General features: G+C 42.7%; 9 protein-coding genes. 7 read left to right on the top strand and 2 right to left on the bottom strand.

The features are described from left to right. Positions 1–393 precede the first annotated feature (393 nt). The 5 genes from AAFP14_RS19610 to AAFP14_RS19630 are packed head-to-tail and all read left to right on the top strand — an operon-like array spanning position 394 to position 12395. Complete coding sequence (locus AAFP14_RS19610; RefSeq protein WP_341733887.1) at positions 394–843, top strand: hypothetical protein; 450 nt, start codon at positions 394–396, stop codon at positions 841–843. 24 nt (positions 844–867) lie between these two features. Then, positions 868–2127, top strand: a complete 1260-nt coding sequence (locus AAFP14_RS19615) for a class I SAM-dependent methyltransferase (protein ID WP_341733888.1) — start codon at positions 868–870, stop codon at positions 2125–2127. Positions 2128–2151: 24 nt separating this feature from the next. Beyond that, complete coding sequence (locus AAFP14_RS19620; protein WP_341733889.1) at positions 2152–4686, top strand: class I SAM-dependent methyltransferase; 2535 nt, start codon at positions 2152–2154, stop codon at positions 4684–4686. Further along, positions 4683–5555: a GDP-mannose 4,6-dehydratase gene (locus AAFP14_RS19625; RefSeq protein ID WP_341733890.1), complete on the top strand. Its 873-nt coding sequence runs from the start codon at positions 4683–4685 to the stop codon at positions 5553–5555. Before AAFP14_RS19620 ends, AAFP14_RS19625 begins: the two co-directional genes overlap by 4 nt. A 27-nt stretch (positions 5556–5582) precedes the next feature. Next, complete coding sequence (locus tag AAFP14_RS19630) at positions 5583–12395, top strand: O-linked N-acetylglucosamine transferase family protein (protein ID WP_341733891.1); 6813 nt, start codon at positions 5583–5585, stop codon at positions 12393–12395. A 152-nt stretch (positions 12396–12547) separates the two neighbouring features. Here AAFP14_RS19630 and AAFP14_RS19635 read toward each other — a convergent pair whose 3' ends face one another. Both AAFP14_RS19635 and AAFP14_RS19640 read right to left on the bottom strand, forming a co-directional pair. Next, positions 12548–13444, bottom strand: coding sequence for a CNNM domain-containing protein (locus tag AAFP14_RS19635; protein WP_341733892.1), 897 nt, complete (start codon positions 13442–13444; stop codon positions 12548–12550). Between the two features lie 137 nt (positions 13445–13581). Beyond that, a complete protein-coding gene (locus tag AAFP14_RS19640; protein WP_341733893.1) occupies positions 13582–14700 on the bottom strand; it encodes a hypothetical protein in 1119 nt (372 codons plus the stop codon). Positions 14701–14814: 114 nt separating this feature from the next. On the opposite strand from AAFP14_RS19640, the gene AAFP14_RS19645 reads away from it, so the two are divergent. Both AAFP14_RS19645 and AAFP14_RS19650 read left to right on the top strand, forming a co-directional pair. Further along, a complete protein-coding gene (locus AAFP14_RS19645; RefSeq protein ID WP_341733894.1) occupies positions 14815–15732 on the top strand; it encodes a YihY/virulence factor BrkB family protein in 918 nt (305 codons plus the stop codon). A 353-nt stretch (positions 15733–16085) separates the two neighbouring features. Next, the gene (locus tag AAFP14_RS19650; RefSeq protein ID WP_341733895.1) at positions 16086–17087 is read left to right on the top strand and encodes a glycoside hydrolase family 104 protein; all 1002 of its coding nucleotides are present in this window, start codon (positions 16086–16088) and stop codon (positions 17085–17087) included. The last annotated feature ends 39 nt before the right edge of the window (positions 17088–17126 follow it).

A 17126-nucleotide genomic window follows, 5' to 3' on the forward strand; every position in this document is an offset into this window, starting at 1 on the left:
AGTAGGCTTCTCTCAATATTTGGTTGGGGGTATCACAATTAGTGTTTTTTGTCAACTGCTATAGGAATACTGTTGGGAAGTTTAATTGCTCAATAGTATCCAGAGGAAATAGTGCTAATGCTGCTTTCTATCTAAGATAATCCTGTGTATGCCCAAAGACTTTGTATAAAATAGTATAGATGATTCTGGGAACAGCCACCATAGGTATTCGTCTGATAGCAAACGACCTATATTAGTAACTTGGTGGTAACAACTAGGATAAAATATTCAGTGTATGACTTAGCACTAAAGTAGGGACGGGATGTAGGGTGATGTGCCCAAACTTCCTTTAGACAATACTAACTATCGCCAGCATCCAGAATCAAATTATTTCCAACCAATCACCTTTGACCCATGGCAGAAACACTTGGCTCTCTCTGCGATAAATTGACAATTGTCAAATTGAAACAGTGGCATTCCGAAGACGAAATCAGACTCAAGAGCCTTGCGGTTCAAGAAAAACAGCTTCAGGAGGAAATCAACGAATTTATTAGTGCTGCTATAGGTGGGCAAATTCCGAGCGATCGCCTGATTTTTGCGTCAAATAAAGTTTATAAAAAAGAAGGCAATTATGTACCTGATGTCGGTGGTAGCATCGGCGAAATCTTCTCCGAACTCGCTCAAGTTAACTGCAACTTGTGGCACGAACAAGAAAAAGTGTATGAATTTGAAAAAGTAGCTGTAACAGAAAAAGATTTAGTAGTCAAACAGCTAGCCATCCTGAACTTGCAACGGAATAAGTGCATAGACGGCATAGACAAAAATTTCCAAGCACTTGTAGAAAAACTCAGCTATCATAAATAATTAAAGATTTTTGGAGGTCAATCAATGCACTTAGGTCATCGCAAAACTTGTCGAGTCTGCGGTTCTTCAGCACTCACCCCAGTGATTAATTTAGGCGAACAGCATTTACAAGGTTCATTTGTCAAACCAGGAAAAGAAGAACCACCCCTCCGCAAAATTGCCCTTTCTCTAGTACGCTGCGATCCAACCAGAGATGAAAAAGCTTGCGGTTTATTACAAATGGAACATACCGTACCGCCAGAAGTTTTATATTCTGCCTACTGGTATCGTTCCGGTACAAACCAAACCATGCGCAGTCACTTACAAGGAATTACTGAAGAAGCAGTATCGCTGATTGGTAAAAGCAATGCTCGCGTTTTAGATATTGGCTGCAATGATGGTACTTTATTGAAGTGTTATCCCCAAGAATTTATCAAATTTGGTGTCGATCCGTCTGACGTAGCCCAAGAAATAACCGGAGATATTACTGCAATTCAAGACATTTTTCCTTCAGAAGAACTCACCAAGGTTTTGCAAGGCGAACAATTTGACATTATTACATCGATCGCCATGTTTTATGACCTTGAAGATCCAGTAAGCTTCTGCAAAGAAATCAAAAAAGCGCTCGCTCCTGCTGGTTTGTGGGTCTTTGAGATGTCCTATATGCCATCCATGCTCAAAATGAATTCTTACGACACAATTTGTCACGAGCATTTGGAATATTATAGTTTAGCTGTACTGGAATATATTCTCAAACAAGCTGATTTGAAAATAGTAGATGCCGTCCTGAATGACAGCAACGGCGGTAGCATTCGTTGTTATGCCACGCATCTTGATAACTTTGCCTTCAAGAAACAAGAAGCTTTGACACGTATCAAGCTATTACGTCAGACAGAATTTGATTTGGAGCTGGATACGGACAAACCTTATAAGCATTTTCAAGACAGGATCAACGTGCATAAAGAGCAGTTACTTTCGCTGCTAAAAATGCTGAAAAAAGAAGGTAAGAGCATTCACATTTACGGTGCATCGACTAAAGGCAATACAATTTTGCAGTGGTGTGGAATTGATAATCGAATTATAGATGTAGCAGCGGAAAGAAACCCAGATAAATATGGTGCTTATACGCTCGGTACTGACATTCCGATTGTCAGCGAAGCGGATTCTAGGGCAATGAAACCGGATTATTATTTAGTCTTGCCTTGGCATTTTAAGGAAGAATTTCTCAAGCGCGAGCAAGAAACACTCAACAGCGGTGTAGGTCTAATTTTTCCTTTGCCTAACCTGGAAATTATCAAATACTAAGCGGACACAAAAGAGAATCAACCTATGACACATTTTTTCATTCATAACAGTTTTCAGAGCGGTGATGTGATTTTGACAAGAGCCCTCATTCAGGCTGTGAGAATTAGTTTCCCGGCGGTAAAAATTACCCTAGAGTGCGATGAAGTATCTGCTTATCTTTGGGATGATTTAGATTTAGCGATCGCCTTTTTTCAAGACGGCGAATACAAAGGCACAAAACCCACGCCAAACTGCCCTGCGGATGCCATATTTGTCAATACATGGTTTGGGGTTTTTGATGATATTTTGAAACTCTACGGTATGACGTACCAAAATAACGTTCATACCTTTAATCGCCAGATGTATCAGTACAGACTGAATCATAAATATCTCCTGCCGATACCGATTCACACTCCCACAATTAACTTCTTTGGGCAGAGAGAGCCGGAAATAGAAGTTAGAGCCAACAGTATCTTGGTAGAAAACGGGGAAGTTTTCTCGAATCAAAGCTATTTTTATTTAAACGAACACCTCAAACAAATAGCAGCGGATTTTCCTGAACTCAATTTTTACTGTTCGGCTCCACCTAAATCCCAGGCGGCAAATCTTGTAGATTGCAGTGGCATGAATCTGAAGCAATTGTCGCAAATGGGAGACAAATGTATTGGTTTGTTGATGAAAGGAAGCGCTATCAACGCCGCTTGCCAAACGGAGATTAATCGATATAAACCTCGTTGCATTGTGGGCTGGGACTTAGCCGAGAAACTTTGGGACAACTTGGAAAATCCGGTGGTTTATGCCAAGAATTATGCCGAACTCCAACAATGGCTGGGCAAGATAGTTGAAGAGATTAGTTTATCTACAGGAGAAGCTAAAACAGCAAATATTTGGGTTACTAGGGAATCAAAATTTCAGACAGCATCAGCAAGTAAAGAGAACGATAACTTGCAGGATAAAATTTTGATTGTCTCCCACAAAGAAAAACAATGCGGCGTGCAGCAGTATGGTTTAAACATAGCAAAAACCCTGGAAAAATCCACTAAATACTGTTTCGTATATGCCGAGTGTTCCAGTTCCGAAGAGTTGTTGGAGAGCGTCAAAAAGCTCAAGCCAGTAGCAATTATTTACAACTATCATCCCTTGACTTTAAGTTGGGTCAATCCAACTATTCTTCAATCTATCAATGTGCCACATATAGGCATTATTCATGAAGTTACTCAGCGCATCGCCGATGTATCAAATGATTCACTTTTTCAATACCATATAGCTCCCGATCCGACTTTAGAACTGAAGAATCCAATTGTATTTAAAACGGGAAGAATCGTATTGCCCTACAGGAATAATCACAAATTACCAGAGATCGTAACTATTGGTAGTTTTGGATTTGGACTGGAAGGAAAAGGATTTGAGAAGGTGATTGCTACTGTACAGCAAGAGTATGATGAGGCATTGATTAGGCTGCATATTCCCTTTGCAACTTTTGCGGATGCTGATGGAAGTCAAGCAGTAGCCATAGCAAAAAGATGTCAGCAGGCGATCGTCAAGCCTGGTATTAAACTGAGTTTAAGTCACGATTTTCTCACTCAAGAGCAATTACTGGATTTTCTGGCACAAAATACGCTCAACGCATTTTTTTATGAAAGATATGATAATCGTGGTATCTCTAGCACCATCGATCATGCCCTGGCTGTAAAAAGACCGATCGCCATTACAAAAAGCAATATGTTCAGACATATTGTTTCAGCAAAGCCTTCAATTTGTATAGAAGATTCCAGCTTGAAACAAATTGTTGATAACGGTATTGCACCGCTGGTGCCATTTTACAATGAATGGAGCGAAGCTAATTTCATTTTGGATTATGAGCGTATACTTGCTCAAGTATTAGAAAAGCCACAGAAGTCGCACAGCCAGAGGTATTTAGATGTTGGGATTCCCAATGTAACATCATTCAATCGGATCTTGGATGATGCGGCGCGATCGCAGTACCAACCTATCATCGATCAGTTATTTGCGCTAGTTCCTGAGATGATGGTGCGTAAAATACCAGCAGCGAATATTCAGCAAGCCTTTATATTGGATACGGTGCAAAAATTTGCCTCCCAATTCATCAAACCTAAGATTTTATGCGTGGGCAGTTATGAAGATAGTGCTGCTGCTGCCTTGAAGCAAATCGGATACCACTTGGAAGAAATTGATCCGGCGATCAACTGCGATCTGAATGTGTATTTCCAAAAGCCGTCTACTATCAAAGGGAGCTATGATATTATTTTTTCCACCTCGGTGGTGGAACACGTTGAAAATGACGAGTTGTTTTTGATCCAAATTGCTGAACTTCTTGCACCGGGAGGTGTTGCTATTTTAACGTGCGATTATAATGACCAGTATAAACCGGGCGATCGCATTCCCGGCGTAGACTTTCGTCTTTACACTCAAAAAGACTTCAAACAACGACTGCTTCCTTTATTGAAAAATTGTGTTCTCCCTGATGTTCCGCAGTGGGATTGTCCGAACCCCGATTTTATCTATGAAGGATGTCGTTATACATTTGCCACCTTTGTTTTTCAGAAAAATAAACTGTGAACGCTCTTATTTTTGGTGCTAACGGACAAGATGGATACTATCTCCATCAGTTGTGCAAAGCTAAAGGAATTAAACCTTTAGCTGTATCGCGATCGGGAGATTGGATGCGTGGCGATGTGTCTGACTACAAACAGGTTGAGGAGTTCGTAAAAGAATACCAACCAACCTATGTATTTCACTTAGCGGCTAAATCAACAACACGACACGATGCGCTGTTTGAAAATCATGCAGCAATTTCGACAGGTACACTCAATATTTTAGAAGCGGTTTACAAGCATAGCGCCAATTCTAAAGTTTTTATTACAGGTAGCGGTGTTCAGTTTCATAATGATGGCAATCCCATTTCTGAAGATACTTGTTTTGAAGCAAGTAGTCATTATGCCGTTGCTCGAATCCAATCAGTTTATGCTGCTCGATATTACAGAACTCTGGGTATCAAAGCCTATGTAGGATATTTATTCCATCATGAAAGCCCTCTCAGAAAGCCAAATCATGTCAGTCAAAAAATTGTACTTGCTGCTAAGCGCATTGCTCGTGGATCTGAGGAAAAAATTCAGATGGGCGATGTTAATGTAGAGAAAGAATGGACCTTTGCCGGTGATGTAGCAGAGGGAATGATGACGCTAGTAGAACAGGAAAATGTTTTTGAAGCTGTCATCGGTTCGGGTAAAACTCATTCTATCAAAGATTGGATAGAAATGTGCTTTTCCCACCTCGGTTTAGATTGGACAGGCTATGTAGAGCAGGCGGAAAATTTTCAGCCTGAATATCAGCGATTAGTATCCAATCCGGCGCTAATGCACAGCCTAGATTGGCATCCCAAGATTGACCTGCGCCAACTCGCAACTATGATGCTAGAAACCCTATAAAATTACCGTCTCAATTTAGAGCTTTCCATGATGAAACAATTATCTCACCCAGCTTCTTACCCCTATAAACCGATGCACAAGCATTACGGTTTTGCATTTTTTAATCCACAGCAAATATTGTCCTATCTGCCCACAGCAAAAAATCTCAAAAATAGCGAACCAAACTGCATAATTACATGGTTCACTACTGGGGAAGGTGAGATGTTGCTGCAAAATAATCCTGACATTGACCAAGTTGTGGTTATGGAGGGCAGCGCGAAATCTCTGGAAGCTCAGATACCACGTTGGCAAACAGAACGTTCTTGGTCAGGTTTTTTCACTGCTGAATTCCCACAAAATAATTCCGGTCAGCGCATTTTGTTGGCACAACTTGGCTCAAATGGAGATTGTCTTCATGCAACTACCTTGGCGAGACAAATTAAGCATGATTATCCGAATTGTCATTTGACTTGGGCAATTTCATCAATGTGCCGAAGTATGATAGAAGGTAATCCCTTTGTGGATGAAATTTGGGAATTTCCTGCTAGGAATTGGTCGGAAATTGTGGCTGCTTGGTATGACCTAGAAAAAGAGGTACAGGTGCGCCTCAGTCGCGGCGAATTTGATGAAGTATTTTTGACGCAGGTGAGCCCGAACAACTATCAAAATTATGATGGAACTACTAAAGCCTCTCTTTTTCGAGGCTATCCCAAGCCGATTACGGTGCCGATTCAGAATATTTTGCGCCTCCGAAGTGATGAGATTGAAAGAGTTCGCAATTTTGCAGAACATCACAATTTACTGAAACGCAGTCATGTAATTTTATTCGAGTATACGAGTAGTAGCAGTCAGTCTTTTGTGAAGCCAGAATACGCTTTGTCTGTTGCTCAAGGGCTAGTGTCTCGCTTACCCGATTGCACTATTATTCTGTCATCTCACATTAAAATTACCACAGGAGATACACGTATTATTGATGGTAGTGTATTGACGCTACGGGATAATGCGGAGTTAACTAAGTATTGCTCTCTTTTAATTGGCTGTTCGAGTGGCGTAACGCAGATAGCATTAACAGATTGGGCCAAACCATTACCGATGATTCAGTTGTTGCTAGCATCTACATCAGTATATGCTTCGATCGCCCACGATCGGGAATATTCGCAACAGTCATCGGAGCAAGTTTTAGAAATGACGGCTTGCCCAATTGAACAGGTAGTAGAATGTGCTTACACTGCTCTGATTCAAGGATTTTCCGCAGCGCGAAGCCGATTTAACCAAGAAATCCCGCTAAATTTTGACTTCTATTTGACCTTGATTCGTCAGGCTCTATTGCAAAATGGGGAGTATGTTAAAGCGGCGCGATCGCTATTATATACCGCAGAGCGATACGGCTGGCACGAACAGCTAAAAACCTTTGTCAAAACTGAGTTGCTGACCAAAACAGACATAACTCAAAATATTATGTTAATTACTGATGAAAATTATACTCAGTTATTACAACAGTTGATTTCAGGCTGGGATTCGCGCCAATTAGCTTTATCACATCAAAACTTGACCATGAAAACATCTTCTCAATTTGAATTTCCGAAAATTTTGCCGCTCTCGCCAAGCAATAAAAGACCTTTTTGGTCGGTGATGATACCGACCTATAATCTGAAGGAAAAATATCTCGAACAAACGCTCAGGAGTGTTATTGAACAAGCTCCCTTTCCCGATGAAATGCAGATTGAAGTTGTCAACGATCATCCGAGTCAGTCAGTTCAAGCTGAGATAGCAGCAATTATCAAAAAAGTGGCTGGCGATCGCATCAAATTTTATCGTCATTCTGAAACTAATGTTGGCCAAACTGCCATTTTTAATATTTGCATTCAGCAAGCACGCGGTCAATGGGTGCACATTCTGCACGATGATGATTTTGTCAAGCCTGGATTTTATAGCAGCCTTCGAGGAGCGATCGAACAACAATTAACAATTGGTGCTGCTTTCTGTCGCTGTCTCCATGTGAATGAAGAAAATGCGCCTTTATGGTTATCACCTTTGGAAAGGGAAACTCCTGGGATTTTAACTGACTGGATCAAAAAACTGGCTGTGTATTCTTGGATTGCGGCGGCTTCTATGGTAGTTAAGCGTAGCGTTTATGAGGAGTTGGGTGGATTTTGTCCCCAGGCTGGTGCTGCTGCTGATTGGGAAATGTGGAAGCGAATTGCAGTGTATTATCCGATGTGGTATGAGCCTCAAACTTTTGCTTGTACGCGGATCAACTCTTCATCATGGACATCTCGCTTATTTCAAGCGGGTGAAAATATTGCAGAGGCTAGAAAGGCGATCGAAATTTCTCAATCTTATTTACCTCAAGAAAGCGCTGAGGAATTATCAAATCAATCCAGAGAGCATTATGCGATCGAAGCTTTGAAAATGGCCCATTCCATGATTGCTAAAGGAGACCAAAATTCAGCGATCGCCCAAATTAAAGAAGGATTGAAATGCAGCACCTCTGCCAAAGTAATTAACTTACTTCCGGCTGTATTCTTATCTAGTGAAACTGTACAAAAACCGAGTAATACAGAAGCGAAACCTGCGCTAAAAATTATCATTGACGGCGTAATGTTTCAGATTCACAAGTCTGGAATTACCCGTGTCTGGCAATCATTAATTACAGAATGGGCAACTCAGAATTTCAGCCAGCACATCCTCGTACTCGATCGCAATGGAACTTTTCCCAAAATTGCCGGGATCAATTATCGGCAAGTCCCAGCTTATGACTATAGTAATACTGAAGGCGATCGCGAAATGTTGCAGCAAATCTGCGATGAAGAACAAGCGGATTTGTTTATTTCCACTTACTATACCACACCGCGATCGACACCATCTGTATTCATGGCTTACGACATGATTCCAGAAGTCATGGGAGCTAATCTAGCTAACCCAATGTGGACAGAAAAATATCATGGTATTCGTCACGCTTCTGCATACATAGCGATTTCGGAAAATACTGCCCGCGATTTAGTCAAATGCTTTCCTGAAATTTCTCCTGAGTCAGTAACAGTAGCATATTGTGGTATTGACAAAGGATTTTCGCCCTTAACCTTTGTCGAAGTTAATCAATTTAAGATGAAATACGGCATCTCAAAACCGTACTTTTTGTGGGTGGGCGATCGCATCGGATTTAACGGTTATAAAAATGCTCTGTTGTTTTTCAAAGCCTTTGCTCAATTAGACAATAAACATGACTTTGAAATAGTCTGCGTAGGCGGTAACTCAGTATTAGAAACAGAGTTAAAAGCATACACTTCTGACATCAACTTTCACCTACTAAAACTGAGCGACAACGAGTTAAAAAGCGCTTATTCCGGTGCTATAGCATTAGTTCAAACATCAAAATATGAAGGTTTTGGATTGCCAATTCTGGAAGCGATCGCCTGCGGATGTCCAGTGATTGCCTGTAAAAATAGCTCAATTCCTGAAGTGGCTGCTCAAGCAGCTTTGTATGTGAACTCAGAAGATGTTGCAGGATTGAAACAGGCACTAATTGAAGTTCAAAAGCCTGAGATTCGCCAATCCTTAATTTCTGCTGGTTTGGAACAAGCTAAAAAATTCTCTTGGTCAAAAATGGCCAAAATAGTTAGTGATGCTTTGATACGAGCCTGTGATACCCAACAACAAATACCTGCTATTTCGAGTGAGAATCAAACTTCTTTATCAATCATTATTGAGCAATATCATAAAAATTCTGCAAATCCAAATCTCCTAGAAAATGCCCGCCTAGCTAGAAAAAGAATTGCAGAAAACTGGCTGAATTTAACTGCCGAACAGCTTGCCAGCGCCTATGCAGGTGAGGCGGGCAAACAGCACCTGTTGCTGCTAAATAGCGAAATTAAAGATGAACCGCTAACGGATACAGAAGAGACTTTGGTCAGTGAACTAACAGCATATATTGCTAAAGGATTTAATGAGCCGAAAGCTATTAATTACCTGCTAGCAGCCATGCTGTACCGACGCGCCGATCAATTGCATATCAAGTACGATCGCGCTCAAATCCCCAACTGGTTCGCCAACGACTATCTCAAATTTATGTTTGCCTCTCCCAGTTTGTTTCAAACAGTTGGAGAAGCTGACAATTACTATCAATTCATCCAGGCTTGGGTGAATTACATCCATAGCAATATTTTCAAAAATCCCGAATCACAACTTTGGCAAAATATTGCTTTCTTTTTCTCCCAAGCTGCTAACTTTATCCCGCTGTACTTCACAACGGCTAACCTGCGGGAACTTTACACCAAACGGGCAGAAATTATCGAGTTTTCGCTAAAAAATCGCGGGAGTTCTATTGATTGTATCTTCCCAGGTCGATCGCCCAATCGAACCAAAATCCGCCTCGGCATCATCAACGACCATTTCACACCCCAAACTGAAACCTTCGCTACAATCCCGGTTTTCGAGCATTTAAACCGCGACCAATTCGAGATTATTCTCTATGCGCTCAACACCAACGGACACCCATTAGAACAGTATTGCCAAAGTCGTGCAGACAAGCTAGTTACACTCCCCACAGACTTTGCATCTCAAGTCCAAACAATTCGCGCCGATGACTTAGATATCCTGTTTTTTGGTACGAATTTAACTGCTGTTAACAAACCCTTGGTTTCACTAGCAATGCACCGTTTGGCGCGGGTACAAACGACATCTTTCTGTTCCCCAACTACCACGGGAATCAGGCATATGGATTACTACATTGCCGGAAAATTTACGGTTCCTGATGCCAGCTATCAAGAACAATATCGAGAACAATTAGCCGTTATGGAAGGCAGCGGTTTTTGTTTCAAATATGCAACGGAATCGGAAGTGGCGACAGTTAAGCCTACCCGCCCAAGTCTCGGTATTTCCGACAAAACAACTGTTTTTATCTCCGGTGCAAACTTCTACAAGATTTTGCCGGAATTGAGAGAAACTTGGGTCAAAATTTTAGCAGCAGTACCCGATTCTATCTTGATTTTATATCCCTTTGGCCCGGCTTGGACTCGCAGTTATCCCGCCACACCTTTTGTCAACAATTTGAAAGCTGTATGTGCTAAATATGGTGTTAATAATAACCGTTTGTGTTTTGTAAAACAACTGCCTAGTCGCGCGGATGTGAAAGAGTTTTTGCAGCTAGCAGATGTTTATCTCGATTCCTATCCTTATGCGGGTGCAACATCGTTAATCGATCCTTTGCAAGTAGGATTACCGACGGTGGTTGTGGAAGGAAATGCTTTGCGGTTTCGGCAAGGGGCGGCGATGTTGCGGGAATTACAAATGCCTGATTTAATTACTAATAGCGAAGCTTCTTATATTCAGTTAGCTGTTACTCTCGGTACTAATCCTGAATTGCGGCAGCGGTACCGGCAGGAAATTCAGCAGAAAATGCAGGGCAATCCGGCTTGTTTTGATAGTGTTGCATATTCGGGGGCGATCGCCAAATTATTTCAACAACTCTTTGGCAAATGGCAAACCAGCCACCAAGCAGCATCCCGCATCCTACAGGATAGCATTCCCAAAGCGGCCACTTTGGGCGATCGCCTATCCCATACCCTCCAGTTATATGAAACCAATCCATCAAACACCTCAGCCATCTCCGAGTTGCGTCAAATCCGCAAAGAAATAGCCGAATTTTGGCTAAACGTTGCCGTTGACAATCTAGAAAATACCTACAAAAGCAACCCCGGCAAAAACTACAAAAGCCTGCTTTCCTCCGGCTTTCAACATCAACCAATGAGGGAAGAAGAACAAAGATTTTTGCAGCAATTAATCCAAATTAGCAAAGGATTAGTACATCCCCAAGCTCTGAATGCTCTGCTAGCCGCCATGCTATATTTCCCACCGGGAACCATGCGAATCCCTGAAGCTAGGAACCGTTTACCCCAATGGTTAATCGGCGATTACGAACAAGTTTTTGAGCCCGAAACCGCTGTGAATTCCGAATCGAGTTCTGACTTACTAGCTCAATACATTCAATCCCCACAATTTGTCAATCAATTATTAGGATGCGTCAATCTCTACCGCATTGATTCATCAGACGCATCGGTAGTTTTGGAACTCCGCCAACTTCGCCGACAATTGGCTGATTTTTGGCTAACTGTTGGGCCAGAAAAATTGCCAACTTTGTATCAAGGCGAAGTTCGCAAAGCATATCAAGCAATACTGGGATGTGGCTTGCAAACAGAACCAATGAGTGAAGCCGAACAGCAGTTTTTGCAGCAGTTGACTGAAATTAGCAAAGGGCTGGTGCATCCGCAAGCTATCAATGCTCTGTTGGGTGCGATGTTGTATTTTGTGCCCGGTAAAATGCGGATTCCCGATGCTAATACTCGTTTACCCAAGTGGTTGTTTGACGATTATGACCGGGTTTTTGAAAGTGCCTTTGCTCAAACAGAAAAAACTGTAGTCAAAGAAGACTATCTACCGCAGTTTTTGGCTCGATTAACTGGTGCTATCAATCTTTATAAAATAGACAATACGGCTGAACCAGTGTTAGCCGATTTGCGGGAAATTCGCAAGCAAATTGCTGATTTGTGGCTGAGTGTCTCTGAGGAGCAACTGGAACTTTTGTACCGGAGCGATTTTGGTAAAGGTTATAAAGCAATTCTCGCTAGTGGGTTTATTAATGAGCCGTTGCATGAAACGGAACGTGCTGTTTTTAATTCGTTAGTTGCTGAGTTGAGTAAAGGGTTTGGAAGACCTAAAGTTGTGAATTATTTGTTAGCTGCGATGCTGTTTTGTCGCGCTGGACAGTTGCGGGTTGAGGATGCGAATAGCTGTTTGCCTTCGTGGTTGTTGACGGATTATGAGCAGTTTATTGGTGCTTCTATCAAGGTGGCTGTTGGGTGATTAAGTTCGCTGTTTTTGAGATTTGGGATTGGTTGCTAATCTCAAATCTCTGGATTTAAACGAACCGCGAAGGCGCGAAGGACACGAAGGAAGAGTATGGAAGGGAAGAGAGGATAAAGGGTTGAGTAATTATTGTTGATATTCGTAGTAGTTCAATTCAACACAAGTTCTGGCTGTTTAGTCTCAAACAAAGGACGTGTTACTTGACGGATCAGCACTGTTTCTAAACTGCCTTCTATTACATTTTCTGCTTCTATTTCTAACTCGCCCCACAACAATCGCTCTCCTTGATTTGGCACTTTACCCAAATGGTGAATCATGAATCCAGCTATTGTTTGATAAGCGTCGCTAATTGGTAGTTTTAATCCCAGTTGTTTGTTGAGTTCTGTCACTTCCCATACCCCAGAAATGAGTGCTGAATGTGCGTCTTTTTGCACGAGAGTTGTCTGGGGAGGTGATAGTAGAGGTGGAGACTGATGGCTGGTAATTCTACCTGTCAGCAGTCGTACATTAGCGTTGAGAATTGCCAGCAAGGGCCACAGCAAGTAGGAGCAGATTTTTAGGGGACGGATCAGTAGTAAAGCGGTGCGTTCAGGGGCGTGGGATGCTAATACTTTGGGGATGAGTTCTCCTAATACTATCTCTATGTATGTTACTAAGATGAAAGCGACTGGAACTGCGATCGCATGAGCCGTTAGCATCGCCGGAAAATGACCGAGGGGCAATTTGCCGATCCACGGTTCGATCCAATGCACTGTTGCTCCCTCGCCTAGCCAACCTAGTAGCAAACTGCCAGCAGTTGTGCCTGTTTGGGTGACTGATAGGTAATGGGGGATGTCGTTTTGAGCTTGGTGGACGAGTTCGGCGGATGCGGCGGTTTTTGGAGAGTCTGACAACTGCGCGAGTTGACGGATTTGATGTCTGTCTGCTGATACTAAGGCCAATTCTGACGCCACAAAAAAGGCGATTAAGAGTGTTAAGCTCAGCAACATCGACAATCTCAGCAGTGTTTGGGCGACTTCTATTTCTAGGGAAGTAATACTGTTCAAAGTAGATAGATAATATGATAAAGGTTGTCTGCTAATTCCTTAATTTTAGCTAATATTTTAAATGGGTTGACCCCCTTCTTGTTTCGGATATCCGCACCTAACCTACTTTTTACCCATTACCCCCGATCGATTACCCATTACCTGTTTTCATTTAAAACGGCACTCCCCTGGGAATTATCTGTTACTTCTCGCAGGGATTCAATTTCTGTAAATGTCTTTTCTGGATCTATTTTTAAGCCTCCTTGAATGTAATTTAATTTGACTTCTTCCAATAAATCTGACAGCAGCGACTGCAATTCTCCTAGGGTTTTTTCATCCTGCAATTCTCGTCGCAAGCTTTGATTGAATTCTTGACTAAAATTATCGATGATTTTTCGACCCTTATCATCTTCGTAAGTATTGGCTACTACATCTACCGCTGTTTTCGCTAGATAATTTGCTAGTTGTTCTGTCATTTCGGGGGGCAAGATATTAACAGGCGAAAAAGTTTGTAGGATTTGATAAAAATCTGATTGTTTGATTGTCGATTCTAAATTGTGGTGTAGCAAATCTTCTAAACCGGGTTGCACTTGCGGTAAAACTTTGTAAATTGTCAGTTCCAAAATCCGGTTGGTAATTTGTTCGATCGTGTTTTCTTGGTTGACGTGCAGGTATGGTTGCTGCTGTAGCAGCACGCGGGCTGCGTCGCCTTGTTCGATCGAACTTTGGGCCTGATTGATCAACCGCACCATCATGTATTCCGACATGGTATCGGCTAAATAAGCCACTGGTTCGTAGGTGATTTGAGCAACTGCGCGATCGAGATTGACCAAACCCGACTTGTGGAGGCGCACCAAAACCGGCAACATCCGCCACCCTTGCCATATCGGAAGTAGCAGAAAAACTTCGTACCAGCGCCGCAGTACAAAATCTAACCAAGTTACCCCCGGTTTCCGGCGTTGGTGAAAAAGAGTTTTGATTAAAAACTCAACCCCAAAAAAACAGATAAAAAAGGCATCAATCCGCCAAAACCCGTCAGCGGTTTTTAAGTATTCGGAATTGGGCAAACTTGAATCAATGCCTTTGAAAGGGTCGTAAGCTTTCACTAAACTGGGGAAGAAACTCAGATAGAAAGGGCGCAACTTAAGGTAAGTGAAATTAAACAGTACCAGTCCGAAATTTACCACAGCTACCAAGGCGCTGAGTTTTGCCCAGGAGATTGCCCTTGTAGATATTTTTTGGGGGGTGTCGTTAACAATTGTGTTTGAATCTGACATTACAGTAATTTGGGAAATTTGGCTAATGGTTAAATCTATCTTGTGGCCGACGCTAAAAAAATCTTGAAAGCTTAAAATCTGCTTGTCAACGATAAGTAAAGGAAACTAAATGCCGTGACTTTAAAAACAGTCTTATCGCTACTCAAACAAACTTTTACTGAATGGCAAGAAGATAAAGCGCCAACTCTAGCAGCAGCCCTAGCGTATTACACTGTGTTTTCTCTGGCTCCGCTGCTAATTATCGTGATTGCGATCGCGGGTTTAGTCTTTGGTGCCGACGCAGCCCAAGGCCAAATCGTCGCCCAACTCCAAAGTTTAATCGGTAAAGATGGTGCCCAAACTGTCCAAGAGTTGATCGTCAAAGCCTCGGAACCCAAATCGGGAATGATTGCTACGTTAGTCGGCGTTGCTACCCTGTTGTGGGGTGCTTCCAATGTTTTTACTAATCTCAAAGAAGCCCTCAATACTATTTGGAATGTTAAACCAGCCCCCGGACGAGGCATTTGGGGATTCTTGCAAGACCGCGTATTGTCTTTTGCCATGATTTTAGGCATAGGTTTTTTATTGCTAGTCTCTTTGGTAATTAGCGCTCTTTTAGCAGCAGTCAGCTATTGGTTGAACGGCTTGCTACACTTACCAGTCGGTATTTGGCAGATTGTGGACTTTGCCATTTCTTTTGGTGTAGTCACGCTGTTGTTTGCCTTAATTTACAAACTATTGCCCGATGTCGATCTTGCTTGGAACGATGTTTGGATCGGTGCCGCTATCACCTCCGTGTTGTTTACGATCGGCAAATCCCTAATTGGAATTTACCTTGGTGGTAGCGGTGTCGCCTCTACCTACGGTGCTGCTGGCTCCTTCGTGATTATCTTACTTTGGATCAATTATTCAGCTCAGATACTATTTTTAGGTGCTGAGTTTACCCAAGTTTGGGCTAACCGATATGGTTCCCTGATGCTGGCAAAACGCCAGCATTTGCTCAACAACCAAGAGCAACCATCCTCGCCACCCTCTAAGCGCAAGAATTCTTAATATCAAAGATATCAGAGCCGAAAAAATGGGATGGATGGCTACCTTGAAACCCATATCAGTTGGGATAGTCTGGCCTTGGTCATCACCAAATTTTCGACTCAAGGCGATGCCAAATTTACCCATAAACTTGACCTAACGAACACTTAGTAGTATCACTGGATATGGTTGAAGCCTGTTTATCTTGATCCCTGTCCCTACTATTCGGTGATGACGAAAAAATTCGAGGTTTTCGTCACCCCCAATTTCCACTGCCGAACTAATCCCCAATCCATTGACAGGGATATTTCAACCAGAACTGATATCAGGAGGTACTTTTGTACGCACCAGAACATCTGGGAAGCCATCTGCTCCCTATGTCCGACCAGGAGCTAATTCGTCTGTGGGTAAAGCGCCAATCCCCCCGCTATCGGCGCTTTAGCTGGCAGGCTGCCAATTATTTTAGAGCGTTTGTAGAAAAACCGCTGGCACAAGTTAGTCTCACAGATATCCACACTTTCGCCGCTGCCATGAGAGCCCGGAAACTTGCACCCCGTTTCTACAAGCAAACCTTGGTAGCGCTGAAATCGCTGTTCGCCTTCGGCCAGCAAACCGGAATTTTGTCCGCCACACTCCCCCTTTACGGGTGGCCGGTTGTGGGCCGGTATCGCTTCAAACGCCTGCGTTTTCAACTGTCTTGGGGTTTCTTAATCTGTTTGTGCTTTTTCTTCGGTCGAATGACTCCCAGACTGTGGGGGCAATCTATCTTGGCAGAAACTGCGCCCACCCCAAAACGTCTACCATCCGTTGCAGCCATCGATTCACCAAACCCAGGAGATAATCGCAGCGGGTATGATGAGGCATCAGAAACACCAACGCGGAATTCACCAGACCAAGAAGAGGATAGCATCGGGCGCGATCGTCGAGTCAAAGCCTTTCTGGATACGATTGCCAGCGCCGAAGGCACGGCTACTCCCGATGGCTACCGCACCCAGTACACAGGCACTAAATTTGTCAGCTTTCAAGATCATCCCAGAGAAATGAGGTGCGGCCGTCGCTACGGTAAAAAACTCTGTTCCGATGCAGCAGGGCGATATCAGTTTCTCAGCACCACTTGGGACAGGTTCGCCAAAAAATTTCGGATCAAGGATTTCAGCCCGGAAAATCAAGACCTTGTAGCTGTAGAGTTAATCCGAGAAAAAGGAGCCTTACAAGATATAGAAGCGGGTCGATTGGAACCAGCAGTCAGAAAACTCGCTTACACTTGGCCATCTTTTCGGCGTTTTGGCGGTTCTGTGGAATCTTCGATGCCGAAACTAGAAGCAATGTATCAGCAAAATTTGGAGATTTATCGCCCTGGATTGGCTGTTACCAATTAGTTATTGGTTATGGGTTAGTTGTTATTGGTTAGTTGTTAT

This window comes from Microcoleus sp. EPA2, assembly GCA_020882975.1.
Lineage (GTDB): Bacteria > Cyanobacteriota > Cyanobacteriia > Cyanobacteriales > Microcoleaceae > Microcoleus.

Excerpts from the sequence above, each read along its gene's own strand:
- AAFP14_RS19610 (WP_341733887.1), top strand. The coding sequence starts at position 394 with ATGGCAGAAACACTTGGCTCTCTCTGCGATAAATTGACAATTGTCAAA.
- AAFP14_RS19615 (WP_341733888.1), top strand. The coding sequence starts at position 868 with ATGCACTTAGGTCATCGCAAAACTTGTCGAGTCTGCGGTTCTTCAGCA.
- AAFP14_RS19620 (WP_341733889.1), top strand. The coding sequence starts at position 2,152 with ATGACACATTTTTTCATTCATAACAGTTTTCAGAGCGGTGATGTGATT.
- AAFP14_RS19630 (WP_341733891.1), top strand. The coding sequence starts at position 5,583 with ATGATGAAACAATTATCTCACCCAGCTTCTTACCCCTATAAACCGATG.
- AAFP14_RS19640 (WP_341733893.1), bottom strand. The coding sequence starts at position 14,700 with ATGTCAGATTCAAACACAATTGTTAACGACACCCCCCAAAAAATATCT.
- AAFP14_RS19650 (WP_341733895.1), top strand. The coding sequence starts at position 16,086 with ATGTCCGACCAGGAGCTAATTCGTCTGTGGGTAAAGCGCCAATCCCCC.